The 23,024-nt window shown below is 62.6% G+C and carries 18 protein-coding genes; 9 read left to right on the top strand and 9 right to left on the bottom strand.

What is annotated here, in order from left to right:
- Positions 1 to 5: 5 nt before the first annotated feature.
- Positions 6 to 1,433 (bottom strand): arginine-ornithine antiporter, encoded by a 1,428-nt coding sequence (gene arcD / locus P7C00_RS24845; protein ID WP_221811109.1) that lies wholly within the window; start codon positions 1,431 to 1,433, stop codon positions 6 to 8.
- Positions 1,434 to 1,885: 452 nt separating this feature from the next.
- Here arcD (P7C00_RS24845) and arcD (P7C00_RS24840) point away from each other — a divergent pair, with 452 nt between their 5' ends.
- On the top strand, positions 1,886 to 3,313 hold the full coding sequence (gene arcD / locus P7C00_RS24840) for an arginine-ornithine antiporter (RefSeq protein WP_346632419.1): 1,428 nt from the start codon (positions 1,886 to 1,888) through the stop codon (positions 3,311 to 3,313).
- An 81-nt stretch (positions 3,314 to 3,394) separates the two neighbouring features.
- Here arcD (P7C00_RS24840) and P7C00_RS24835 read toward each other — a convergent pair whose 3' ends face one another.
- The 8 genes from P7C00_RS24835 to gap all read right to left on the bottom strand — a co-directional run bounded on the left by P7C00_RS24835 (position 3,395) and on the right by gap (position 12,920).
- Positions 3,395 to 5,539, bottom strand: a complete 2,145-nt coding sequence (locus tag P7C00_RS24835) for a methyl-accepting chemotaxis protein (protein WP_346632418.1) — start codon at positions 5,537 to 5,539, stop codon at positions 3,395 to 3,397.
- 226 nt (positions 5,540 to 5,765) lie between these two features.
- Complete coding sequence (locus tag P7C00_RS24830) at positions 5,766 to 6,179, bottom strand: YbaN family protein (RefSeq protein ID WP_346632570.1); 414 nt, start codon at positions 6,177 to 6,179, stop codon at positions 5,766 to 5,768.
- A gap of 118 nt (positions 6,180 to 6,297) precedes the next feature.
- The gene (locus P7C00_RS24825) at positions 6,298 to 6,906 is read right to left on the bottom strand and encodes a biliverdin-producing heme oxygenase (RefSeq protein ID WP_346632417.1); all 609 of its coding nucleotides are present in this window, start codon (positions 6,904 to 6,906) and stop codon (positions 6,298 to 6,300) included.
- A gap of 112 nt (positions 6,907 to 7,018) precedes the next feature.
- Positions 7,019 to 9,637 carry a TonB-dependent receptor gene (locus P7C00_RS24820; RefSeq protein ID WP_404937529.1) on the bottom strand — a complete coding sequence of 873 codons (2,619 nt, stop codon included), beginning with the start codon at positions 9,635 to 9,637 and terminating at the stop codon, positions 7,019 to 7,021.
- Positions 9,638 to 9,756: 119 nt separating this feature from the next.
- A complete protein-coding gene (locus P7C00_RS24815) occupies positions 9,757 to 10,728 on the bottom strand; it encodes a FecR family protein (RefSeq protein WP_404937528.1) in 972 nt (323 codons plus the stop codon).
- A gap of 113 nt (positions 10,729 to 10,841) precedes the next feature.
- Positions 10,842 to 11,360 (bottom strand): sigma-70 family RNA polymerase sigma factor, encoded by a 519-nt coding sequence (locus tag P7C00_RS24810; RefSeq protein ID WP_346632414.1) that lies wholly within the window; start codon positions 11,358 to 11,360, stop codon positions 10,842 to 10,844.
- A gap of 75 nt (positions 11,361 to 11,435) precedes the next feature.
- Positions 11,436 to 11,900, bottom strand: coding sequence for a methylglyoxal synthase (locus tag P7C00_RS24805; protein WP_346632413.1), 465 nt, complete (start codon positions 11,898 to 11,900; stop codon positions 11,436 to 11,438).
- 15 nt (positions 11,901 to 11,915) lie between these two features.
- Positions 11,916 to 12,920 (bottom strand): type I glyceraldehyde-3-phosphate dehydrogenase, encoded by a 1,005-nt coding sequence (gene gap / locus P7C00_RS24800; RefSeq protein ID WP_102880664.1) that lies wholly within the window; start codon positions 12,918 to 12,920, stop codon positions 11,916 to 11,918.
- Positions 12,921 to 13,143: 223 nt separating this feature from the next.
- Here gap and edd point away from each other — a divergent pair, with 223 nt between their 5' ends.
- From edd to P7C00_RS24760, 8 genes are all read left to right on the top strand, one after another.
- A complete protein-coding gene (edd, locus tag P7C00_RS24795) occupies positions 13,144 to 14,970 on the top strand; it encodes a phosphogluconate dehydratase (protein WP_346632412.1) in 1,827 nt (608 codons plus the stop codon).
- The gene (locus tag P7C00_RS24790; protein WP_346632411.1) at positions 14,967 to 15,923 is read left to right on the top strand and encodes a glucokinase; all 957 of its coding nucleotides are present in this window, start codon (positions 14,967 to 14,969) and stop codon (positions 15,921 to 15,923) included. Before edd ends, P7C00_RS24790 begins: the two co-directional genes overlap by 4 nt.
- A gap of 107 nt (positions 15,924 to 16,030) precedes the next feature.
- On the top strand, positions 16,031 to 16,762 hold the full coding sequence (locus P7C00_RS24785) for a response regulator (RefSeq protein WP_404937527.1): 732 nt from the start codon (positions 16,031 to 16,033) through the stop codon (positions 16,760 to 16,762).
- Positions 16,752 to 18,221, top strand: a complete 1,470-nt coding sequence (locus P7C00_RS24780) for an ATP-binding protein (protein WP_346632409.1) — start codon at positions 16,752 to 16,754, stop codon at positions 18,219 to 18,221. The genes P7C00_RS24785 and P7C00_RS24780 overlap by 11 nt, the downstream gene beginning before the upstream one ends.
- A 225-nt stretch (positions 18,222 to 18,446) precedes the next feature.
- Entirely contained in the window at positions 18,447 to 19,706 is a 1,260-nt protein-coding gene (locus tag P7C00_RS24775) for an AGE family epimerase/isomerase (protein ID WP_346632408.1), read from the top strand.
- A gap of 116 nt (positions 19,707 to 19,822) precedes the next feature.
- On the top strand, positions 19,823 to 21,115 hold the full coding sequence (locus tag P7C00_RS24770; RefSeq protein WP_346632407.1) for an ABC transporter substrate-binding protein: 1,293 nt from the start codon (positions 19,823 to 19,825) through the stop codon (positions 21,113 to 21,115).
- 161 nt (positions 21,116 to 21,276) lie between these two features.
- Positions 21,277 to 22,185 (top strand): sugar ABC transporter permease, encoded by a 909-nt coding sequence (locus tag P7C00_RS24765; RefSeq protein ID WP_346632406.1) that lies wholly within the window; start codon positions 21,277 to 21,279, stop codon positions 22,183 to 22,185.
- A complete protein-coding gene (locus tag P7C00_RS24760) occupies positions 22,178 to 23,023 on the top strand; it encodes a carbohydrate ABC transporter permease (RefSeq protein WP_346632405.1) in 846 nt (281 codons plus the stop codon). The genes P7C00_RS24765 and P7C00_RS24760 overlap by 8 nt, the downstream gene beginning before the upstream one ends.
- The last annotated feature ends 1 nt before the right edge of the window (position 23,024 follow it).

Here is a 23,024-nt window from a genome sequence, read left to right as displayed (position 1 = left end):
CGGTGTTACAGGGTCAGGAAGCCGTCGTAGAGACCGTAGGCCGCCACCAGGGCGCCTATGACCACTGCGGCAAAAATCAGCTTCTCGACGTTGGTGAAAATCGGTTTGTGCAGTTCCATCTTGGCCTTGGCGAAGAGCACCACGCCGGGGGCATAGAGCAGGGCTGACAGCAGCAGGTACTTGACCCCGCCGGCGTACAGCAGCCAGATCGCGTAGAGCAGGGCGATGCCGCCGATGATCAGGTCCTTCTTGCGTTCGGCCAGGGCCTGTTCGTAGCTTTCGCCGCGCACTGCCAGCAGGACCGCGTAGGCCGCCGACCACAGGTAGGGCACCAGGATCATCGAGGTGGCGAGATAGATCAGCGACAGGTAGGTGCTGGCCGAGAACAGGGTGATGACCAGGAAGATCTGCACCATGGCATTGGTCAGCCACAGGGCGTTGGCCGGTACGTGGTTGGCGTTTTCCCGGCGCAGGAACTCCGGCATGGTGTGGTCCTTGGCTGCGGCGAACATGATCTCCGCACACAGCAGTACCCACGACAGCAGCGCCCCCAGCAGCGAGATGATCAGGCCGACGCTGATCAGCACCGCGCCCCAGTGGCCCACCACATGTTCCAGTACCGCCGCCATGGAGGGGTTCTGCAGCTTGGCCAGTTCCGGCTGGGTCATGATCCCCAGGGACAGCACGTTCACCAGCACCAGGAACAGCAGTACGGTGATGAAGCCGATGACGGTGGCCTTGCCCACGTCCGAGCGTTTTTCCGCCCGAGAGGAGAAAATGCTCGCGCCCTCGATGCCGATGAACACCCAGACGGTGACCAGCATCATGTTGCGCACCTGGTTCATCACGCTGCCCAGGTCCGGGTTCTTCACCCCCCAGATATCAGCGGTGAAGATATCCAGCTTGAAGGCGAACAGCGCGATCAGCACGAACAGCAGCAGCGGCACCACTTTGGCAACCGTGGTCACCAGGTTGATGAAGGCGGCTTCCTTGATCCCGCGCAGTACCAGAAAGTGCACGGCCCAGAGCAGGATCGAGGCACCGATCACCGCGGCCGGGGTGTTGCCCTCGCCGAAGATCGGGAAAAAATAACCCAGGGTGCTGAACAGCAGGACGAAGTAGCCGACGTTGCCCAGCCAGGCGCTGATCCAGTAGCCCCAGGCCGAAGAAAAGCCCATGTAGTCGCCGAATCCGGCCTTGGCGTAGGCATATACACCACCGTCCAGATCAGGTTTGCGATTGGCCAGGGTCTGGAAGACAAATGCCAGGGTCAACATGCCGACAGCGGTAATTGCCCAACCAATAAGAACTGCACCGACATCGGCACTGGCTGCCATGTTTTGCGGTAAGGAAAAGATCCCGCCGCCAATCATGGAACCCACTACCAGGGCGACTAAGGCGCCCAGTCTTAGTTTACCGGGGGATTCAGACATTGCATGACTCCAATGCAGGAGAAGAGAGACGTCAGAGTAAATCTGCTTGCAATCCGAACAGCTGACTTAGATCAGTTCATCGCTGCATTCCGTTGTGAATGAATGACTTAAGATTTATTGCGAGAGGTAGAATGCTGCCCTGAGAGGGCCATTCCAGAGGCTTTTTGATCTCCTGATCAATAGGGATTCTCATTGCCAGCGACGTTTGAAGCTAGACCGTTTTGAAGAATGTGCAAATCTTCACGCGTGTTCGATTAATCACTTGGTAGTGATGGCACTTAGTACATTTACATAACAAAACAGTCGGTTATTCAGTGCCTTCTGCAGGGTATCTAAAGCCTGTGCGGATAAAGGATGATTAATTGACTGTTACTGTTAGACGCACATTTGTAGACGTTATTTAATAAACTGTAGGTTTATCGCCAGATCGACTCACTGAGGCAGAGGTAGGAATGACACAACCGGCGCAGAAGCTTCAACTCGGTGCACTGATCGCTCTGGTCGTGGGTTCCATGATTGGCGGTGGGATCTTTTCCCTGCCACAGAACATGGCCGCCCGTGCCGATGCCGGTGCGGTGCTGATCGGCTGGGGGATCACTGCGGTGGGCATGCTGACCCTGGCGTTCGTTTTCCAGACCCTGGCCAACCGCAAGCCGGAGCTGGATTCCGGAGTCTATGCCTATGCCAAGGCGGGGTTCGGCGACTACATGGGCTTCTCGTCCGCCTGGGGCTACTGGATCAGTGCCTGGCTGGGCAACGTCGGCTACTTCGTCCTGCTGTTCAGCACCCTGGGCTATTTCTTCCCGGTGTTCGGCCAGGGCAATACCCCGGTGGCCATCGGTTGTGCGTCATTGCTGCTGTGGGCCGTGCATTTTCTGGTGCTGCGCGGGATCAAGGAGGCGGCGTTCATCAACCAATTGACCACGGTGGCGAAGATTGTGCCGCTGGTGATGTTCATCGTCATTGCTGCCGTGGCGTTCAAGGCCGACATCTTCACCCGCGATATCTGGGGACGCAGCAATCCGAATTTTGGCGGGGTGATGGATCAGGTGCGCAACATGATGCTGGTCACGGTGTTCGTGTTCATCGGCATCGAGGGCGCCAGCGTGTATTCGGCTCGGGCGCAGAAGCGCGCGGATGTCGGGCGGGCCACGGTGATCGGCTTCCTCGGAGTGCTGGCGTTGCTGGTGCTGGTGAACGTGCTGTCCCTGGGGATCATGAGCCAGCCGGAATTGGCCACGCTGCAGAACCCCTCCCTGGCGGCGGTGCTGGAACACATCGTCGGCCCCTGGGGCGCCTTGCTGATCAGCATCGGCCTGGCGATTTCCCTGTTGGGGGCGCTGTTGTCCTGGGCCCTGCTGTGCGCGGAGATTCTCTATGCGACGGCCCGGGACCGGACCATGCCCGCTTTCTTGAAGAAGGAGAACGCCAACCATGTGCCGGTCAATGCCCTGTGGCTGACCAACGTGATGATCCAGATCTTCCTGTTGATCACCCTGTTTTCCGCAGGCACCTATACCAGCCTGATCTATTTGGCATCGTCGATGATCCTGGTGCCCTACCTGTGGTCGGCGGCCTACGCGGTGTTGCTCAGCGGCCGTGGGGAAACCTACGAGCAAGCCTCTCGGGAGCGGATGAAGGACCTGTTCGTCGCCGTCGTGGCCCTGAGCTACGCCATCTGGCTGCTGTACGCCGGCGGCTTGAAGTACCTGCTGCTGTCGGCCCTGTTGTATGCGCCCGGGGTGATTCTGTTCGCCAAGGCCAAGCGCGAGCAGGGCGAGCCGTTGTTCACGGCGCTGGAGAAGCTGATCTTCACGGCGGTGCTCATGGGGGCGTCGCTGGCGGCTTACGGGCTGTACAGCGGCTTGCTGAAGTTGTGATTCAACAGTCGCGGTATCGATAATCTGTGGTGATCGGCAGCGCCTCTGACCGATGTCGCGAGGTCAGAGGCCTGCTGGGTGTTACACCCGGAACTGATCCATCAGTTTCATCTGCTGAGTCGCCAGGGCGTTCAGTTGGCTGCTCACCTGAGCCGATTCGCTGGCCTGTTCGGTGAGGGTTTCGGTCACGCTGCGGATCGCCGAGACGTTGCGGTTGACCTCTTCGGCCACCGCGCTCTGTTGCTCGGCGGCGCTGGCGATCTGCAGGTTCATGTCGCTGATCACGGTGACCGCGTCGCTGATCTTGCCCAGGGCCTGGACCGCCTGCTGGATCTGTCCGGCGTTGTTCTGCGCCTGGCTCTGGCTGGCGTGCATGGTGGTCACCACGTCACGGGTGCCGCTCTGGATGCGTTCGATCACCACGCGAATTTCTTCCACCGAGTCCTGGGTGCGCTTGGCCAGGTTGCGCACTTCATCGGCCACCACCGCAAAGCCGCGACCGCTTTCGCCGGCACGGGCCGCTTCGATCGCGGCATTGAGGGCCAGCAGGTTGGTTTGCTCGGCGATGCTGCGGATCACTTCCAGCACCGAACCGATCTGCTCGCTGCTCACCGCCAGGGCTTCGACTTCACCCACCGCCTTGCTCACCTCGTCGGCCAGCAGGCTGATATCCCGGGTGCTGCGTTCGATGATGGTCATGCCTTCCTTGGCCGACTGGTCGGCGCCACGGGCGGCCTGCGCGGCATTGGAGGCACTGTTGGCGACATCGTGGGCGGTGGCGCTCATTTCGTTGGACGCGGTGGCCACCTGGTCGATCTCGCGGAACTGCACTTGCATGCCTTCGCTGGTCTGGCGGGCGATTTCCGAAGACTGGTCGGCGGTGCCGCGGGCCTCGGTGATGCTTTGCTTGATCTGGGCAATGGTCGGTTGCAGCTTGTCGAGGAAGCGGTTGAACCAACTCACCAGCTCGCCCAGTTCATCTTTCTTGCTGTAGTTCAGGCGCTGGGTCAGGTCGCCGTCGCCGCTGGCGATGGCCTTGAGCATCTCGGCCACGCTGTTGATCGGCCGGGTCACGCCGGAAGCGCTGAGCCACATCAGCAGCAGGCCCAGCAGGCCGGCACCGACGGCGACCAGCAGGGTCTTCAGGGTGCCGCTGGTCTGGGCTTGATCCAGCAGGGTCTGCAGTTTGACCGAGTCCGCCAGCAGCACCTGTTGTGGTAGGTCGATGGTCACGCCCCAGGCCTTGGCATCGGCAATCGGACTGAAGGGATAGACCGCGCGGATCAAGTCGCCTTGCTGCAGGACTTTCGATTGGCTGCCGGCGAGCGTCGCGAGGATGTCCTTGCCCTGGGCACCAAAGGTTTCATTGATGTTCTTGCCGACCTGGCCGGCATCAGCGCCGACAGCGGCCAGCAGCCCACTGCCGGCCAGGATCATCATGTGCCCGGCCCCGTCGAACAGGTCCCGCTGGGCCTCGACAGCGGCGGCTTGCAGGGCGTCCAGGGCGATGTCGACGCCAATCACGCCCAGCACCTTGCCGTCCACCAGCAGTGGCAGGGAGATGGTGGTCATCAGCACTTGCTTCTTGTCCTGGCCGATGGTGTCGGCATAGGGGTCGAGCAGGCAGATGCGTCGGCTGTCCCGGGGGCAGGTGTACCAGATGTTGTAGGGCGTGCCGCTGAGGTTGAGGGTGGTCTTGGTCATGTCCTCCTCAGCCATCACGGTATTGAGTTGCTGGCCGCCGGCGCGACTCCAGTAGGTGGCGAAACGTCCGCGTTCGTTGGAGGCGCGGGTGGCGTCGTTGGCGAACTCGCTGTCCTTGCCGTCCAGGGCGTTGGGCTCGTAGGCGAGCCAGATGCCGAGCACCTTGGGGTTGCGCTCGAAGGCGGTTTTCAGGCTGCGGTTGAGTTCTTCACGCAGGGCCGGGGCATCCAGGCCGCGCTTGTTGGCCAGGTCTCGCAGGTCCCGGACCTGATCCGCCAGGGCGGTGATCACCAGCTGGCTTTCGCCGAAGGTTTTCTGAATGCGCGCGGCTTGTTCGGCTGCCTTGGCCTGCAGCAGGTCCTCGACTCCGGCTGTCAGCATCCGCGTGCTGGACGTGTTCACCAGTTGGTTGTTCTGCTGGCTCTGATAGAGGTTCATGCCGACGATCAGCGCCACCACGCCCAACAGGCACAGTCCGGACAACAGCACGATTTTCAGGCGGATGGAGAGAGAGTCGAACATGGGGCGATCTCGCGAAAGGACGGATGGAAAGCACGGAATCGGCTGATTCCGGTCGCCAAGTCCATTCAGCGCCATGTCCGGAACATCGGCTTGGCCGGCTTTTGCGTGAGTTTTAGCCGACGAACGGTAGGGCGCAGGCCTTCGTCGTGCAGGCGCCGGCTTGCCGGCGAAGAGGGCCGCCAAGTTGATGCATATTCTCAGGTGGCTTTCGCCGGCAAGCCGGCTGCTACAGGGGCGGGGGGCAGGTTTGCGGCAAGGCTTCGGGGCGCGACCAGATCCACAGGTTGCCCAGGGTCATGCCGGCGATGGCGGCGTACATCGTCCAGTGATGGTTGAGCAGGGTCAGCATCAGGCCGGCACACAGCAGCATGCTGAGGGTGGCGCTGATTTTGGCCTTGCGGCTGACAATCCGGCCGTTGCGCCAGTTGCTCAGGATCGGGCCGAACAGCCGGTGGCTCTCCATCCAGGCACTCAGGCGTGGCGAACTCTTGGTAGCGGCCCAGGCGGCCAGGAGGATGAATTCGGTGGTGGGCAGACCCGGTACGACGATGGCGATCAGGCCGATAGCCAGGCTGATGTAAGCCAGCGCGCCAAACAGCAGGCGGGATATTTTCGACGAGGAGGGGCGAGTGGGGGTCATGGTTTCGATGATGAGGTAACGCGCCGTACGGCTCAATCCGGGAATGGCAGTGGCCGACAAAATACCGCTGCGGGCAGGGGGCACGCCTGGCGCGCCACCTGCTTGCAACTACAGGGGGTCAGGCCGGTTGTGCAGCGCTGGAGTAAGCCTGTTCAAGCAGTACGGTGAAGCGGTTGAAGGCATCCAGGGCGCCTTTCTCCGCTGCGGCTTCTTCTTCGGCGGTGAATTCCAGGCCGTCGAGGATGCGGGTGAAGGTCTTCCAGCCTTCGGCACGACCGCCAGCCGGCTCGCCCAGATGACGGGCACCGAAGGTTTCGCTCAGGCCCAGGCCCACGGCGCGCTTGATCAGGAATGCGGCGCCGAGCTTGGAGCCTTCGGAGACGAAGATCCAGCCCAGGGCTTCGGCCTTGCTCGGGTTGCGCACTGCGCCGGCTACCGGTGCCGGGACCTCGGTGTCCAGGTCTGCCAGGTCGGCCTTGGCCGCTTCGGCGCGGCAGCGCTCGGCCAGATCGGGGACGATCTTGATCAGCTCGGCATCGTTGTACAGCTCCACCAGCTCCGACTGGAACAGGTACTGGGCTACCACGAAGCGAGCGAAGGCACCCTGGGTTTCAAACGGTGCGTGGGCCTTGACCAGGGCGTCGAGCTTGGAATGGGGCTCGTGGGTGATCTGGTTCAGACGCTGGGAGCGCAGGTGATGACGCTGGGAGGAATCCTGGGAGGTCATGCAGATGTCCTTGAGAATGAGAGGCACTTAGTGACTAGACGAACAAGAAGACGCGACACAGTAAAAAATCCTCACTGCCCTGGATGAAAAAGAGCAGTGAGGCGGTATGGCGTCAGATATCCCACACCAGGTTGACCGAGAAGTTGCGGCCGGGCTGGGTCAGGCGGTCGAGGTTGGCGGGTGCGGTCTGCCCGGCTTCACCGACACTGTCGTAGCCGCGCACGTCATCCCAGTTCCAGTATTTCTTGTCGGTCAGGTTGTACAGGCCGGCGTTCACGGTCAGGTCGTCGGTGACCTTGTAGAAACCGCTGAGGTCGAGGATGCCGTAGCCCGGTGTCTTGAACTGGCCGCTGCTGGTGCGGCCATCCGGGGCCTTGAAGGTGCTGTTGTCGACCCGGTCCTTGCGTTTGACCAGGGTCCAGCTCAGCAGCGCGCCATAGTTGTCCTGGTCGTAGCCGAGGCCAAACACGCCCTTGAGCGGGTTGACGCTGTTGATCGGCTCGCCGTTGTCATTGTTGCGACCGTAGGCGTAGGCCAGCGAGCCGATGCTGTACAGGCCCTGTGGTGCACCGAAGGCATCGAGGTTGAGACGGCCCCTGGCTTCGGCGCCCTTGATGGTGGCGTGTTTGATGTTGTTGCTCTGGATCACCGATTGCAGCGCGCCGGCGGTGATGGCGTCTTCGTTGATGAAGTCGCGGTACTGGTTGTAGAACACCGAGACATCGAAGGAGCCGGCGTCGAAATTGCCTCGCAGGCCGGTTTCGTAACCTTTGCTGGTTTCTGGCTTGAGGTTGGAGTTGGGCTCGACGATGTACCCGGTGGTGATGTTTTCAAAGCGGCCGTAGAGCGCCTTGGCCGACGGCGTGCGGAAGCCCTCGGAGTACTGGCCGTAGGCGGTGTAGTGCTCGTCGAAGCTGTAGGTCAGGCCGAACTTGGGCGAAACCCGATGCCAGGTCTTCTTGTCGTCGCTGACCGGAAAGTTGCCGGTGGGGTTGGCGACATTGAGGAACTCCTGCGTCAGTTTCGGCTTGAGCTGGGTGTAGTCGTAGCGCAGGCCAGGGGTGAAGGTCCAGGCGTTCCAGCTGATCTGGTCCTGGGCGAACAGGCTGTAGGTGTTGATGGTCGGGTCCGGGAAGTCGCTGGACTTCTTTACGCTGTCGCCGGCGGAAGGGCTCGGCGCGCCAACCGCGGTGCAGCCGGCACCGACGGCCAGGCAGCTGGCGGTGCCATAGCGCGAGCCTGTGACTTTCTGCTGCTTGAGAGTGGTGCCGTAGGTCAACTGGTGATCGGTTTCACCCAGGGCGAAGGCCTTGTCCAACTGAGCGTCGAACACCCATTGTTTTTCCTGGTACAGGGTTTTCCGCTCGCGCTGCACGTCACGGGCCACCGGGCTGAAAATCGACACCGGGTTATAGCGTTCGGAGGTGGTCTGGTCGGTCTTGGCGATCTGGTAGTTCAGGCTCCACTTGATCCGATCGGCGATGGGCGACTCCAGGGCAAAGCTGTTTTCCAGGCCGAAGCGTTCGCGGCTGATGGTGTCGTTGCCGACGCGCGAGCGATACCAGTTCTGGCCAACACCATTGAGGAACAGGCCGCCCACCGCACTTTTCTGGTTGGTGTCGCGGTCGTCCTTGTACTTCTCGTAGGTCAGGCCCAGGCGTGCGTCGTCCGCATAGTTCCAGCCGAGCTTGGCCAGGACGTTGGTGGTGCGGGCGTCTTCCGGGTTGGCGGCAGTGCGGTTCAGACCGGTGCCGTTGTTGCTGCCATAGGACTCGGTTTCGTGGCCGTCGCGCTGGCTCAGGTGCAACAGGCCGTCGAAATCGCTGGCCCGGCCGGCGACAGTGGCGGATTTCAGCCAGCTTTCGTCCGCCGAGCTGTAGCCGGTCTTCAGGCGCGCACCAAAATCCTGGCCGGGCTTGATGATGTCGTCGGCGTCCAGGGTGTAGTAGCTGACCGCGCCACCGATGGCGCTGCTGCCGTAGAGCACCGAGGCCGGGCCACGGAGGATTTCCACGCGCTTGACGATTTCCGGGTCGACGTAGTTGCGGTTGGTCTTGGCATAAGGGCCGCTGAAGAAGTGATCCGGCACTTCCACGCCGTCCACCTGGGTGAGAATCCGGTCGCTGTCGATACCTCGGATGTTGTAGCCGCTGATACCGGCGCGCTGGCCTGCACCGCCCACCGAAACACCAGGCTCGTAACGCACCAGCTCCTTGATCGTGTTGACGTTCTGGCGGTCGAGTTCTTCCCGGGTCTGCACGCTCACGGTGCTGGGTACCGAGCTGATGTCCTGCTCCTGGCGGGTGGCGCTGATGGTCACTTGCTGCAGGTTCACCACGTTGGCGCCGCTGCGTTTCTCCAGAACGATGCTGTTGTTGCCCAGCTTGCGGTAGCTCAGGTTGGTGCCGCCGAGCAGCCGATCCAGGGCCTTTTCCGGCGGCAGCGAGCCGCGTACGCCGGGGGAGGCAACGCCGGCAGCCAGCTCGGCGGGCAGGCCCACTTGCCAGCCGGTGACTGCGGTAAAGGCATTGAGCGCCGAGACCAGCGGTTGTTGGGCAATGGCGAAGTTGTAGTTGCCCATGCGCTGGCTGGAAGGCGCCGGGGCATCGGCCGCCATGACAGGAGTGGCGTGAGCGCCGGCCAGCAGGATCGCCGCGGTGAGCAGCGACAGGGTGCAGTTCTGCAGGCGGGTACAGGGAACAGAGGATCGGCTGTTGAGGCGAGGGGACATCGAGAGCGCTCCGGGTCGCACGAATCTTATAGGTGCAGATACGCATTCAAAATGCGAATCAGTTGCATTGGCTATAACGAGACGTATGACCCATGGCTATCGCGTAAAAATAATTATTCTCAGTTGAGAATCACCAGCGCCGGGAATTCCGAGAGCTGCGCCGAGGTGATATGGGCCAGGGAGCGCAACACATCCAGGGGCTGGTCCAGGCGGTAGTTGCCGGTGACGGCAACATTCGCCAGCTGCTCGTTGTTATTGACGATCCAGCCCGGGTAATAACGTCGCAGTTCCGCCAGCACCTGGTTGAGGGGGCAGTTCTCGAACACCAGGCGACCCTCGACCCAGGCCAGGTCCTTGCCGGCATCGAGCTTGGCCGGGTGCTCAAAACCCTGAGGGCCAACGCGTACGCTTTCTCCGGCCTTCAGGCGAATGCGCTGGTCGGCATGGGTCGCCCGCAGGTCGATATCGCCGCGCTGCACCTGGACCTGGGCGACGCCGTCCAGATAGCGCACGGCAAAGGCGGTGTCGCGCACGCTGGCCCGGACCGGACCAGCGTCCAGTTCCAGGGGCAGGCCGAGCGTGGCCGGGATCTCAAAGAAGGCTTCGCCCTGGTACAGCCGGGCCACACGCTGGTGATCGTCGATCTGGCTGGAAAACGCCGAGTTGGTGTTGAGCAGGACCTTCGAGCCGTCTTCCAGTTGCAGGCGCTGGCGTTCACCGACCAGGGTCAGGTGGTCGGCCTGCAGGCGCAGGGGCAGGTTGCTGAAGCTGAACAGCCCCAGCACCAGCACCGCGGCAGTGGCCAGTGGCTTCCAATGAGGGCGCAGGCGGGCCAGGCGTGAAACCTTCGGCGCGGGGGTGGCCAGGGCCTGGGCACAGAGTGCCACTTGGGGGCCGTTCCAGATGGCCTGGGCCTTCTCGAAGGCCTGGGCATTGAGCGGTGAAGCCGCCAGCCACTGGTGAAACTGGCGCACTTGTTCCTCGTTCGGATGTTCCAGCTCGATCAGCCAATCCAGCGCCTGATCCATGGCAAGGGTGCTTGAGTGCGAGCCGGCAGGGTTGGGCGGCTCGGCGCTGTGAAAATCCGTCACGGGTGTTCCTCGGCGGCGTCTGTGCGCAGCTGTTTTTTCAAGAGAGAGCGAAAGCCGGCCAAGGTTAACAAAGGCCTGGGGCTGACGCAGTCATTCTGCTCAGCGGTTGAAACTCACTGGCCGTCGAGACGTTCGGCGACGCCGATGCAGATGGCCATGATCAGTTTCAATTCCTTTTGCACCGTGCTCAGCGAAACCCCGAGCTCATCGGCGATCTCCTGATAGCTGTGGCCGTGCAGGCGGCTGAGGATGAAGATCTGCTGCTGGCGCGGGCTGAGCTGGCCGAGGCTGAGGTTCAGGCGCTCCAGCAATTGTTCGGCGTGGGCGGCGTCTTCGGCGCTGCTGACGGGCGCGGCGACGTTCTCCACCACCTCCGCCGGCACATCTTCCATAAGGGTGCGGCCCTGGATGCGTCGCGCCCGCAGGTGGTCGAGCGCCAGGTTGCGTGCGGTCTGGAACACGAAAGGCTCAAGGTGGGTGATCGGTCGCTCGCTGAGCGCGCGGGTCACTCGCAGATAGGTTTCCTGCAGCAGGTCTTCGGCGGTGCTGTGGTTGTTGACCATCCGCTCCAGCGTTCGCAGCAGAGAAATTCGTTGAGTGAGGAAGACGTGGTTGAAGTGCGATTGACTCACAGCAAGGCCTGATCCATTTTTTGCAGCAGATGATAATGATTGTCATCTACGTCAATGGTCAAGCCTTGTGTGATTTTATCCCCGAGCGGCCAGGTACGCCTGGTAGTCGGGAATCCGGTGTTCGTGGGCCTGGCTCATCAGTGGGCTGCTGAGCAGGTAGTCGGCGCTGCACTCGTTGCAGGCCACGGGAATGTTCCATACCGCCGCCACGCGCAGCAGGGCTTTGATATCCGGATCGTGAGGCTGGGGTTCGAAGGGGTCCCAGAAGAACACCAGCAGGTCGACCCGCTGTTCGGCGATCTGCGCGCCCAACTGCTGATCGCCGCCCAGAGGGCCGCTGATCATGCTTTCCACCGGCAGTCCCAGGCGTTTGCTCAGCAGCAGCCCGGTGGTGCCGGTGGCCAGCAGTTCATGTTCGACCAGTCGTGACTTCTGTCGCTCGGCCCAGTCCAGCAGAAAGACCTTGCAGTGGTCGTGAGCGACCAGGGCGATGCGCTTGCGCGCCGCCATGGTCTTTTGCGTGAAACTGATACCGATCATCGACGAATATCCGTTTTATTCCGCGTTGCACAGGGCCAGGCAGTTATCCAGCATACGGTTGGAGAAGCCCCACTCGTTGTCGTACCAGGCCAGTACCTTGAGCAAGCGACCGCCGCTGACCTTGGTGTGGTTGGCGTCGAAGATCGACGACAGCGGGTTGTGATTGAAGTCGCTGGAGACCAGCGGCAGGGTGTTGTAGCCGAGGATCTTCGAATGCTGGCTGGCACTCTTGAGCAGGGCGTTGACCTCTTCGGCCGTGGTGTCGCGCTTGAGGGTCACGGTCAGGTCCACCAGGGATACGTTGATCACCGGTACCCGTACCGCCATGCCGGTCAGCTTGCCCGCCAGTTCCGGCAGTACCAGGCCGACGGCTTCAGCGGCGCCGGTCTTGCTCGGGATCATGTTCTGGGTGGCCGAGCGGGCGCGATAGGGGTCGCTGTGATAGACGTCGGTGAGGTTCTGGTCGTTGGTGTAGGCGTGGATGGTGGTCATCAGGCCGTTGTCGATCCCCAGCTCGCGATGCAGCACCTGGGCCACCGGGGCCAGGCAGTTGGTGGTGCACGAAGCGTTGGAAATGACCTGGTGCGACTGGCGCAGAATGTCGTGGTTGACCCCATAGACCACGGTGGCGTCGGCGCCTTTGGCCGGGGCCGAGATGATCACTTTGCGCGCGCCGGCAGTAAGATGGGCGGCAGCCTTGGCACGGTCGGTGAACAGGCCGGTGCATTCGAAGACCACGTCGATCTTTTCCGCGGCCCAGGGCAGTTCGGCCGGGTTGCGGATGGCGCTGACGGCGATGCGGTCGCCGTTGACGGTCAGGCTTTCCTGGTCGTGCTGGACTTCGGCGTCGAAAGTGCCGTGGACGGTGTCGTATTTCAGCAGGTGGGCATTGATCGCGCTGTCTCCCAGATCGTTGATGGCGACGATCTGCAGATCCTGACGATAGCCTTGGGTATAGAGTGCGCGCAGGACGTTACGGCCAATACGGCCAAAACCATTGATTGCGATTCGAAGAGTCATGTGCAAACGCCTGTCGTTAAATTTGTTGTTGGAATTACAAGATTATTCGCATAGAAATAGAAAACAAGCCTTTTTAGTGGCAATATTTTGTCTTATCTACAACGAGTGACCTGAATCAACTGGTCCAAATGGTCAGGAAAGTCCTCCGCCGTCCCTGGTTGGCGACGCTTCTGATCAGCATAGACAAACAGGTCGCCACATCCGTTAGCCTGGAGTTCTACACATGCATCCCCGCGTTCTTGAGGTCACCGAACGGCTTATTGCCCGCAGTCGCGCCACTCGCCAGGCCTATCTCGCTTTGATCCGGGGCGCCGCCAGCGACGGCCCGCAGCGGGGCAAGCTGCAGTGTGCGAACTTCGCCCATGGCGTGGCCGGTTGTGGCGCCGACGACAAACACAGCCTGCGGATGATGAACGCGGCCAATGTGGCAATTGTTTCGTCATATAACGACATGTTGTCGGCCCACCAGCCTTACGAACATTTCCCCGAGCAGATCAAGAAAGCCCTGCGGGAGATCGGTTCGGTGGGCCAGTTCGCTGGCGGCACCCCGGCCATGTGCGATGGCGTGACCCAGGGCGAGGCGGGCATGGAACTGAGCCTGCCGAGCCGTGAGGTGATTGCGCTGTCTACCGCAGTGGCGCTGTCCCACAACATGTTCGACGCCGCGCTGATGCTGGGGATCTGCGACAAGATCGTCCCGGGCCTGATGATGGGGGCCCTGCGCTTCGGTCATCTGCCGATGGTCTTCGTTCCGGGCGGGCCGATGGTGTCGGGGATTTCCAACAAGCAGAAGGCCGATGTGCGCCAGCGTTATGCCGAAGGCAAGGCCAGCCGCGAGGAGCTGCTGGAGTCGGAAATGAAGTCCTACCACAGTCCGGGCACCTGCACTTTCTACGGCACCGCCAACACCAACCAGTTGCTGATGGAAGTCATGGGCCTGCACTTGCCGGGCGCTTCGTTCATCAACCCCAACACGCCGCTGCGTGATGCGCTGACTTACGAAGCTGCGCAGCAGGTCACGCGCCTGACCAAGCAGAGCGGCAGCTTCATGCCCATCGGCGAAATCGTCGACGAGCGTTGCCTGGTCAACTCCATCGTTGCCCTGCACGCAACGGGCGGTTCCACCAACCACACTCTGCACATGCCAGCCATCGCCCAGGCGGCAGGTATCCAGTTGACCTGGCAGGACATGGCCGACCTGTCCGAGGTGGTGCCGACCCTGTCCCACGTCTATCCCAACGGCAAGGCCGACATCAACCACTTCCAGGCAGCGGGCGGCATGTCGTTCCTGATCCGCGAGCTGCTGGAAGCCGGCCTGCTCCACGAGGACGTCAATACCGTGGCCGGCCCCGGCCTGAGCCGCTACACCCAGGAGCCGTTCCTCGATAACGGCAAACTGGTATGGCGCGACGGCCCGATCGAAAGCCTCGACGAAAACATCCTGCGGCCGGTGGCTCGGGCCTTCTCCCCGGAAGGCGGCTTGCGGGTCATGGAAGGCAACCTCGGCCGCGGGGTGATGAAAGTCTCCGCGGTGGCTCCCGAGCATCAGGTCGTCGAAGCCCCGGCCGTGGTGTTCCAGGACCAGCAGGACCTGGCCGATGCCTTCAAGGCCGGACTGCTGGAGAAAGATTTCGTCGCGGTGATGCGCTTCCAGGGCCCGCGCTCCAACGGCATGCCCGAGCTGCACAAGATGACGCCCTTCCTCGGTGTGCTGCAGGACCGAGGCTTCAAGGTCGCGCTGGTCACCGACGGGCGTATGTCCGGCGCCTCGGGCAAGATCCCGGCGGCGATCCATGTCAGCCCGGAAGCCCAGGTGGGTGGGGCCCTGGCTCGGGTGCTGGATGGCGATATCATTCGTGTGGATGGCGTCAAGGGCACCCTTGAGCTTAAGGTGGACGCCGCAGAATTCGCAGCTCGCGAGCCGGCCAAGGGCCTGTTGGGCAACAACGTCGGTACCGGCCGCGAACTCTTCGCTTTCATGCGCATGGCCTTCAGCTCGGCAGAGCAGGGCGCCAGCGCCTTTACCTCTGCTCTGGAGACGCTTAATTGAAACTGGCCCTGGTCGGTGACATCGGTGGCACCAACGCGCGGTTCGCGTTGTGGAAGGACCAGCAACTGGACGCGATCCAGGTCCACGCAACGGCGGACTATCGCTGCCCGGAAGACGCCATCAAGGCGTACCTGCAAGACCAGGGCCTGGCCCTGGGTTCCATCGGTTCGGTATGCCTGTCGGTGGCCGGTCCGGTCAGCGGCGACGAGTTCCGCTTTACCAACAATCACTGGCGCCTGAGCCGCCAGGCGTTCTGCCAGACCTTGCAGGTGGAGCAGTTGCTGCTGGTCAACGACTTCTCGGCCATGGCCCTGGGCATGACCCGCTTGCAGCCCGATGAGTTTCGTGTGGTCTGCGAAGGAGTCGCCGAACCCTTGCGTCCGGCGGTGGTGATAGGGCCGGGCACTGGCCTCGGGGTGGGCACCCTGCTGAATTTCGGTGACGGCCGCTACATGGCCTTGCCGGGGGAGGGCGGCCATGTCGACCTGCCCTTGAGCAGCCCGCGAGAAACCCAACTGTGGCAGCACATTCACGATGAGATTGGCCATGTCAGCGCCGAGACCGCTCTGAGCGGCAGTGGATTGCCTCGGGTGTACCGGGCGATCTGCGCGGTGGACGGCCATGAGCCGCGCCTCGATACCCCGGAAGCCATCACCGCTGCCGGGCTGGCCGGCGACCCGATTGCCCGGGAAGTGCTGGAGCAGTTCAGCTGCTGGCTGGGGCGGGTGGCGGGCAACAATGTACTGACCACGGGCGCTCGGGGCGGGGTGTATATCGTCGGCGGGGTGATTCCCCGTTTCGCCGACTTCTTCATCCACAGCGGCTTTGCCAAGAGTTTTGCCGACAAGGGCTGCATGAGCGATTACTTCAAGGGCATCCCGGTGTGGCTGGTGACCGCGCCCTATTCCGGGCTGACCGGCGCCGGCGTGGCGTTGGAACAGGCCCAGGGTTGACGCCTGGCAGCAGGGTGTAGGAGCCGGCTTGCCGGCGAAGAGGCCGTAACAGGCCTCCCACCATCAGGCATAATCGCGCTCCCTGCCTAACAATAAGGACGGCCCCGGTGAGTTCAGTCAGTAAGTCGATTTTGTTGGTTGACGACGATCAGGAAATTCGCGAGCTGCTGGACACCTACCTCAGCCGCTGCGGTTTCCAGGTGCGCACCACCGCCGATGGCGCCAGCTTTCGCCAGGCCCTGAGCGAGGCGCCCAGCGACCTGGTGATCCTCGACGTGATGCTGCCCGACGAAGACGGCTTCAGCCTGTGCCGCTGGATTCGTCAGCATCCACGGCGCAGTCAGGTGCCGATCATCATGCTCACCGCCAGTTCCGACGAGGCCGACCGGGTCATCGGCCTGGAGCTGGGGGCCGACGACTATCTGGGCAAACCCTTCAGCCCCCGCGAACTGCAGGCACGGATCAAGGCCCTGCTGCGCCGCGCCCAGTTCGCTCAGGAGCGGGTTGCCGGCGAAGTGTTGTGCTTCGACGAGTGGCGCCTGGATGTGATCAGTCATCGGTTGTTTCATAACGACGGCGAGGAGGTGATCCTCTCCGGCGCCGACTTCGCCCTGCTCAAGCTGTTCCTCGACCACCCCCAGGAAATCCTCGATCGCGACACCATCGGCAACGCCACCCGCGGGCGCGACCTGATGCCCCTGGACCGCATCGTCGACATGGCCGTCAGCCGCCTGCGCCAGCGTCTGCGGGACACGGAAAAGCCGCCGCGGCTGATCCGTACCGTGCGTGGCAGTGGCTATCAATTGGCAGCCAATGTGGTTGCCGGCAATGGTCACTGAGGCGTTGCGCGGGGTATTGCGACGGGTGCCGATGCCCCGCTCTCTACTGGGGCGCATGCTCCTGCTGACCTTGCTGGCGGTGTTGTTTGCCCAGGCCCTGTCCAGCGTGATCTGGGTTTCACAATTGCGCGCCACCCAGCTCGAGGGCCTGGTGACCAGCGCCCGCAGCCTTGCGCACTCGATGACCGCCAGCGTCAGCTACCTGCGTTCGCTGCCGGTGGCTTATCGCCCCTTGGTGCTCGACCAATTGCGCAGCATGGGCGGTACTCGTTTTGTCGTGACCCTCAATGACAAGCCCCTGGGCATGCAGGTGCTGCCCGCCACCCCGCGTAAAGAGGCGGTATTGCAGGCGGTGGAGCAAGTGTTGCGCCAGTCCCTGGGCAACGACGCGGACATTTCCGTGACCTTTGTCAGCCCCGATGATCTGCGGATCTTCAATGGCGGCCTCAAACTCGACGAACTGCCCCGCTCCTGGGCCCATTACGCCCTGACCCTTGAGCCGGTGAACCCACCGGTGCTGGTGACCCAGATCCAGATGGCCCCGGGAGAATGGCTGTACATCGCCTCGCTCCTGCCCGAGCCCTACACCAGCCTCGAAGAACAGGGCCTGCCGGCGCAGCAAGTGTGGTTCATCCTTCTTACCAGCGGTTTTCTGCTGCTGTTCATCGGCCTGCTGGTGCACTGGCAGAGTCGGCCCCTCAAGCGCCTGGCCCGGGCGGCTCGGGACATGTCCCTGGGGGCGGATGTCGAGCCGGTAGCGGAGGGCGGCGGCAGTGAAGTGGTGGAGGTGGGCCGGGCCTTCAACAGCATGCGCGAACGCATCAGTCGCTACCTGACCGAGCGCAGCCAGCTGTTCAGCGCCATCTCCCATGACCTGCGCACCCCCATTACCCGCCTGCGCCTGCGGGTGGAACTGCTGGAGGACGAGCAACTGCAAACCAAGTTCGGTCGCGACCTGGACGAACTGGAGCTGCTGGTCAAAGGCGCGCTGCAATGCGTCAAGGACACCGACATCCACGAGAACATCGAACCGGTGGACCTCAATCAGGTACTCGACTGCCTGGTAGAGCCTTATCTGGCACCCAACGGCAATGGCCGCGTGACCCAGCAGGGCCGGGCCCTGGCTAGCTACCCGGGCAAGCCCCTGGCGCTCAAGCGCTGCATGGGCAACCTGATCGACAATGCCCTGAAGTACGGACAGAACGCTCACCTGCACATCGAAGACGACGACAGCGGCTTTGTCCTGCATGTCGACGACGAAGGCCCCGGCGTACCGGAGCAACGTCTGGAGCAAGTCTTCGAACCGCACTTCCGTCTTGCCGGCCAGCAGCAGGGCTACGGCCTGGGCCTGGGTATTGCGCGCAACATTGCCCACAGCCATGGCGGCGAAGTCAGCCTGCAGAACCTGCGCGAAGGCGGCCTGCGGGTAACCCTGTACCTGCCCCGGACCTTCGACTGACCTACCGGCCGGTGTAAGCGCTGGCTTGTGCAGGAAGCTGGCTTGCCAGCGAAGGCGTCCTTAAGGGCAGCACAGGAATCAAGGGCCTCTTCGCCGGCAAGCCGGCTCCTACGGGACTGAGAGTAATGTCACCGTTTGGTGACATTGTGCGGGCCCTTCGTTACCTGCGGTTGCCGGCGGCTTGATTAGACTCAAGCCTTCGATAAAAACAACAACAGGTCACCCATGGACTCTCTTCCCCTGCCGCTACGCAGTTGGCTGAACGCGCCCGCTCACCATTCCTGGCTCGCCGCCGAAGGCCTGCGCCTGCTGGATTTCGCCAAGGTTTCACGGCTCGCCGAAGGCTTCGGCAACCTCGATGCCCAGGGCTGCCTGCCCGTCGGCGCCCTGGCCGAAACCATGAACACCGCGCGCATGACCCACAGTTTTGCCATGGCCCATATCCAGGGCTTGCCGGGTTACGCTGGGCTGGTGGACCACGGCATCGCCGCCCTCATGGGCCCGTTGCGTGATGCCGAGCACGGTGGCTGGTTCGCCGTGGCCGGTCACGCGGATGGCAACAGCACCAAGGCCGCCTATCTGCATGCCTTTGTCGCCCTGGCCGCCAGCTCCGCAGTGGTGGCGCGGCGGCCCGGTGCCGAAGCCCTGCTCGCGGAGGCGATCCGGGTCATTGACGGGCATTTCTGGAGCGAGGAGGAGGGCGCCATGGGCGAGTCCTTCAACCGCGACTGGAGCGAGCAGGAAGCCTATCGCGGCGCCAACAGCAACATGCACGCCACCGAGGCCTTCCTGGCCCTGGCCGATGTCACCCAGGACCCGCGCTGGCTCAACCGCGCGCTGCGCATCGTCGAACGGCTGATCCATCAGCACGCCGCAGCCAATGACTTCATGGTGATCGAGCATTTCGATCCGTCCTGGCAGCCTGTGCGGGACTACAACCAGGCCTGCCCCGCCGACGGTTTCCGTCCCTTCGGCACCACGCCGGGCCACGGTTTCGAGTGGGCGCGCCTGCTGTTGCACCTGGAGGCATCGCGGGTCCAGGCCGGCATGTTGACTCCGGGTTGGCTGGCGCTGGATGCGCAGCGCTTGTTCGAGAGTAACTGTCGCTACGGCTGGGACGTGGACGGTGCCCCGGGCATTGTCTACACCCTGGACTGGGACAACCGGCCGGTGGTTCGCCAGCGTCTGCACTGGACTCACGCCGAGGCCAGCGCCGCCGCCAGCGCCTTGCTCAGGCGCACCGGCCAAGAGCAGTACGAGACCTGGTACCGGCTTTTCTGGGAGTTCTGCGAAGTGCATTTCATCGATCGCCAACAGGGTAGCTGGCATCACGAACTGGGCAGCGACAACCGCCCGGCCGCCGAAATCTGGGGCGGCAAGCCGGACCTCTATCACGCCTGGCAAGCCGTGCTGATTCCGCGTCTGCCCCTGGCGCCGAGCATGGCCTCGGCTTTGGCCCAAGCGTCTGTTCCGGGCCTTGTGTAACCATGTCGTGACATTTCCCCGTCGCTTCGTTACCCGAACGTTCGACTAGGCTGTTTAGACTCGTGTGCAGCGCAAGCACCAGACTTGCATGCATAACAACAAGAAAGGTACTTCAAATGAATGCGATTTCTCGCCTCGCCACTGTCATTTCCCTTGCCTCTCTGTTTCCCCTGAGTGCCCTCGCCGCCGATTCCAAAGGTTCCGTGGAAGTCGTCCACTGGTGGACTTCGGGTGGTGAAAAAGCCGCCGTCGATGTGCTCAAGGCCCAAGTGGAAAAAGACGGTTTCACCTGGAAGGACGGCGCCGTCGCCGGTGGTGGCGGTTCGACCGCGATGACCGTGCTGAAAAGCCGCGCCGTGGCCGGCAACCCACCGGGTGTGGCACAGATCAAGGGCCCGGACATCCAGGAGTGGGGCAGCACCGGCTTGCTCAGCACCGACACCCTCAAGGACGTGGCCAAGGCGGAAAACTGGGACGGCCTGCTGTCGTCCAAGGTGGCCAATACCGTCAAGTACGAAGGTGACTACGTCGCGGTGCCGGTGAACATCCACCGGGTCAACTGGCTGTGGATCAACCCTGAAGTGTTCAAGAAGGCCGGGATCGACAAGGCTCCGACCACCCTCGAAGAGTTCTATGCCGCTGGCGACAAGCTCAAGGCTGCGGGCTTCATTGCCCTGGCCCACGGAGGTCAGCCGTGGCAGGACAGCACCGTATTCGAAGATGTGGTGCTGTCGGTGATGGGCCCTGAGGGCTACAAGAAAGCCCTGGTGGACCTGGACCAGAAAACCCTCTCCGGCGCGCAAATGACCAAGGCCTTCACCGAGCTGAAGAAGATCACCGGCTACATGGACCCCAACCGCGCCGGGCGTGACTGGAACATCGCTGCCGCTGACGTGATCGGCGGCAAGGCCGGCATGCAGATGATGGGCGACTGGGCCAAGAGTGAATGGACGGCGGCGAAGAAAGTCGCCGGCAAGGACTACCAGTGCGTGCCGTTCCCGGGCACCGACAAGGCTTTCACCTACAACATCGACTCCCTGGCGGTGTTCAAGCTCAAGGCCGATCGCAAAGGTGATATCGCCGCTCAGCAAGACCTGGCCAAGGTCGCCCTGGGCAAGGACTTCCAGAAGGTCTTCAGCATCAACAAGGGCTCGATCCCGGTACGTACCGACATGCTCAATGCCATGAGTACCGAGGGCTTCGACTCCTGTGCGCAAGCCGCGGCCAAGGATTTCCTGGCCGACGAGAAGACCGGCGGCCTGCAGCCGAGCATGGCGCACAACATGGCCACTTCCCTGGCGGTGCAGGGCGCGATCTTCGACGTGGTGACCAACTTCATGAACGACAAGGATGCGGACCCGGCCAAGGCCAGTGCGCAACTGGCCTCGGCGGTCAAGGCCGCGCAGTAAGGTCCGGCGCCGCAGGTTCGCCTGCGGCCCGTTGTCCACCTCTCCCTGTGTAGGAGCCGGCTCGCCGGCGAAGCGCCGTGCCCGGTACATCGTGTCGTGCCGTTCGCTGGCGAGCCGGTTCCTGCAGGCAGAGGTTCCATTTCTTCAACCGGGTTATTGCGATGAGCTCTGTGGCGGTTTTCAGCAAGGCCTCACCCCTGGACGCACTGCAGCGCTGGCTGCCCAAGCTGGTGCTGGCGCCAAGCATGGTGATCGTGCTGGTGGGGTTCTATGGCTACATCATCTGGACGTTCATTCTGTCCTTTACCAATTCCAGCTTCATGCCGAGCTACAAGTGGGTCGGCCTGCAGCAGTACCTGCGCTTGATGGACAACGACCGCTGGTGGGTGGCGAGCAAGAACCTCGCGCTCTTTGGCGGCATGTTCATCGCCATCAGCCTGGTGCTGGGGGTGTTCCTGGCGGTGTTGCTGGACCAGCGCATCCGCAAGGAAGGCTTCATTCGCACCGTGTACCTGTACCCCATGGCACTGTCGATGATTGTTACCGGCACCGCCTGGAAGTGGCTGCTCAACCCTGGCCTGGGCCTGGACAAGATGCTCCGTGACTGGGGCTGGGAAGGCTTTCGCCTGGACTGGCTGGTGGATCAGGACCGGGTGGTCTATTGCCTGGTGATTGCCGCCGTGTGGCAGGCCTCGGGCTTTGTCATGGCGATGTTCCTGGCCGGCCTGCGGGGTGTCGACCAGTCGATCATCCGCGCTGCCCAGGTGGACGGTGCGAGCCTGCCGACCATCTACCTGAGGATCGTCCTGCCGAGCCTGCGCCCGGTGTTCTTCAGTGCCTTCATGATCCTCGCCCACATCGCCATCAAGAGCTTCGATCTGGTGGCGGCGATGACCGCGGGTGGCCCGGGCTACTCCTCCGATTTGCCGGCGATGTTCATGTATTCCTTTACCTTCAGCCGTGGCCAGATGGGCATCGGTTCCGCCAGTGCCATGCTGATGCTGGGGGCCGTGCTGACCATTCTGGTGCCGTACCTGTACTCCGAACTGCGAGGCAAGCGCCATGAATAACTCCCTCGCCAAGCCAACCCTGAATTTCAGTCGGATCGCCATCTACGCCACGCTGTTGCTGGCGGCGGCGGTGTACCTGATTCCGTTGGTGGTGATGCTGCTCACCAGCTTCAAGACCCCGGAAGACATCCGCACCGGCAACCTGCTGAGCTGGCCTCAGGTGGTGGACGGCATCGGCTGGATCAAGGCCTGGGACACCGTGGGCGGCTACTTCTGGAACTCGGTGAAGATCACCGTGCCGGCGGTACTGATCTCCACGTTCATCGGTGCAATGAACGGCTACGTGCTGTCGATGTGGCGCTTTCGCGGCTCCCAGCTGTTCTTCGGCCTGCTGCTGTTCGGCTGCTTCCTGCCGTTCCAGACCGTGCTGCTGCCGGCCTCGTTCACCCTTGGCAAGTTCGGCCTGGCCAACACCACCACCGGTCTGGTGCTGGTGCACGTGGTCTACGGCCTGGCCTTCACCACGCTGTTTTTCCGCAACTACTACGTGAGCATCCCCGATGCCCTGGTCAAGGCGGCGCGCCTGGACGGCGCCGGGTTCTTCACCATCTTCGGCAAGATCCTGCTGCCGATGTCGGTGCCGATCATCATGGTCTGCCTGATCTGGCAGTTCACCCAGATCTGGAACGACTTCCTGTTCGGCGTGGTGTTTGCCAGCGGCGACGCGCAACCGATCACCGTGGCCCTGAACAACCTGGTGAACACCAGCACTGGGGCCAAGGAATACAACGTTGATATGGCGGCGGCGATGATCGCCGGGCTGCCGACACTGCTGGTCTACATCTTCGCCGGCAAGTATTTCCTGCGCGGGCTGACGTCCGGCGCGGTCAAGGGGTAAA

Origin of the sequence: Pseudomonas sp. JDS08PS003, assembly GCF_045013505.1 — a bacterium.
In the GTDB taxonomy this organism is placed as follows: Bacteria; Pseudomonadota; Gammaproteobacteria; order Pseudomonadales; family Pseudomonadaceae; genus Aquipseudomonas; species Aquipseudomonas protegens_B.
This window is presented reverse-complemented; position numbering and strand designations above follow the sequence as displayed.

Bases quoted from the DNA above. Each gene is read 5' to 3' on its own strand.
- arcD (WP_221811109.1), bottom strand. From the start codon at position 1,433: ATGTCTGAATCCCCCGGTAAACTAAGACTGGGCGCCTTAGTCGCCCTG.
- arcD (WP_346632419.1), top strand. From the start codon at position 1,886: ATGACACAACCGGCGCAGAAGCTTCAACTCGGTGCACTGATCGCTCTG.
- P7C00_RS24835 (WP_346632418.1), bottom strand. From the start codon at position 5,539: ATGTTCGACTCTCTCTCCATCCGCCTGAAAATCGTGCTGTTGTCCGGA.
- P7C00_RS24830 (WP_346632570.1), bottom strand. From the start codon at position 6,179: ATGACCCCCACTCGCCCCTCCTCGTCGAAAATATCCCGCCTGCTGTTT.
- P7C00_RS24825 (WP_346632417.1), bottom strand. From the start codon at position 6,906: ATGACCTCCCAGGATTCCTCCCAGCGTCATCACCTGCGCTCCCAGCGT.
- P7C00_RS24820 (WP_404937529.1), bottom strand. From the start codon at position 9,637: ATGTCCCCTCGCCTCAACAGCCGATCCTCTGTTCCCTGTACCCGCCTG.
- P7C00_RS24805 (WP_346632413.1), bottom strand. From the start codon at position 11,900: ATGATCGGTATCAGTTTCACGCAAAAGACCATGGCGGCGCGCAAGCGC.
- gap (WP_102880664.1), bottom strand. From the start codon at position 12,920: ATGACTCTTCGAATCGCAATCAATGGTTTTGGCCGTATTGGCCGTAAC.
- edd (WP_346632412.1), top strand. From the start codon at position 13,144: ATGCATCCCCGCGTTCTTGAGGTCACCGAACGGCTTATTGCCCGCAGT.
- P7C00_RS24780 (WP_346632409.1), top strand. From the start codon at position 16,752: ATGGTCACTGAGGCGTTGCGCGGGGTATTGCGACGGGTGCCGATGCCC.
- P7C00_RS24775 (WP_346632408.1), top strand. From the start codon at position 18,447: ATGGACTCTCTTCCCCTGCCGCTACGCAGTTGGCTGAACGCGCCCGCT.
- P7C00_RS24770 (WP_346632407.1), top strand. From the start codon at position 19,823: ATGAATGCGATTTCTCGCCTCGCCACTGTCATTTCCCTTGCCTCTCTG.
- P7C00_RS24765 (WP_346632406.1), top strand. From the start codon at position 21,277: ATGAGCTCTGTGGCGGTTTTCAGCAAGGCCTCACCCCTGGACGCACTG.
- P7C00_RS24760 (WP_346632405.1), top strand. From the start codon at position 22,178: ATGAATAACTCCCTCGCCAAGCCAACCCTGAATTTCAGTCGGATCGCC.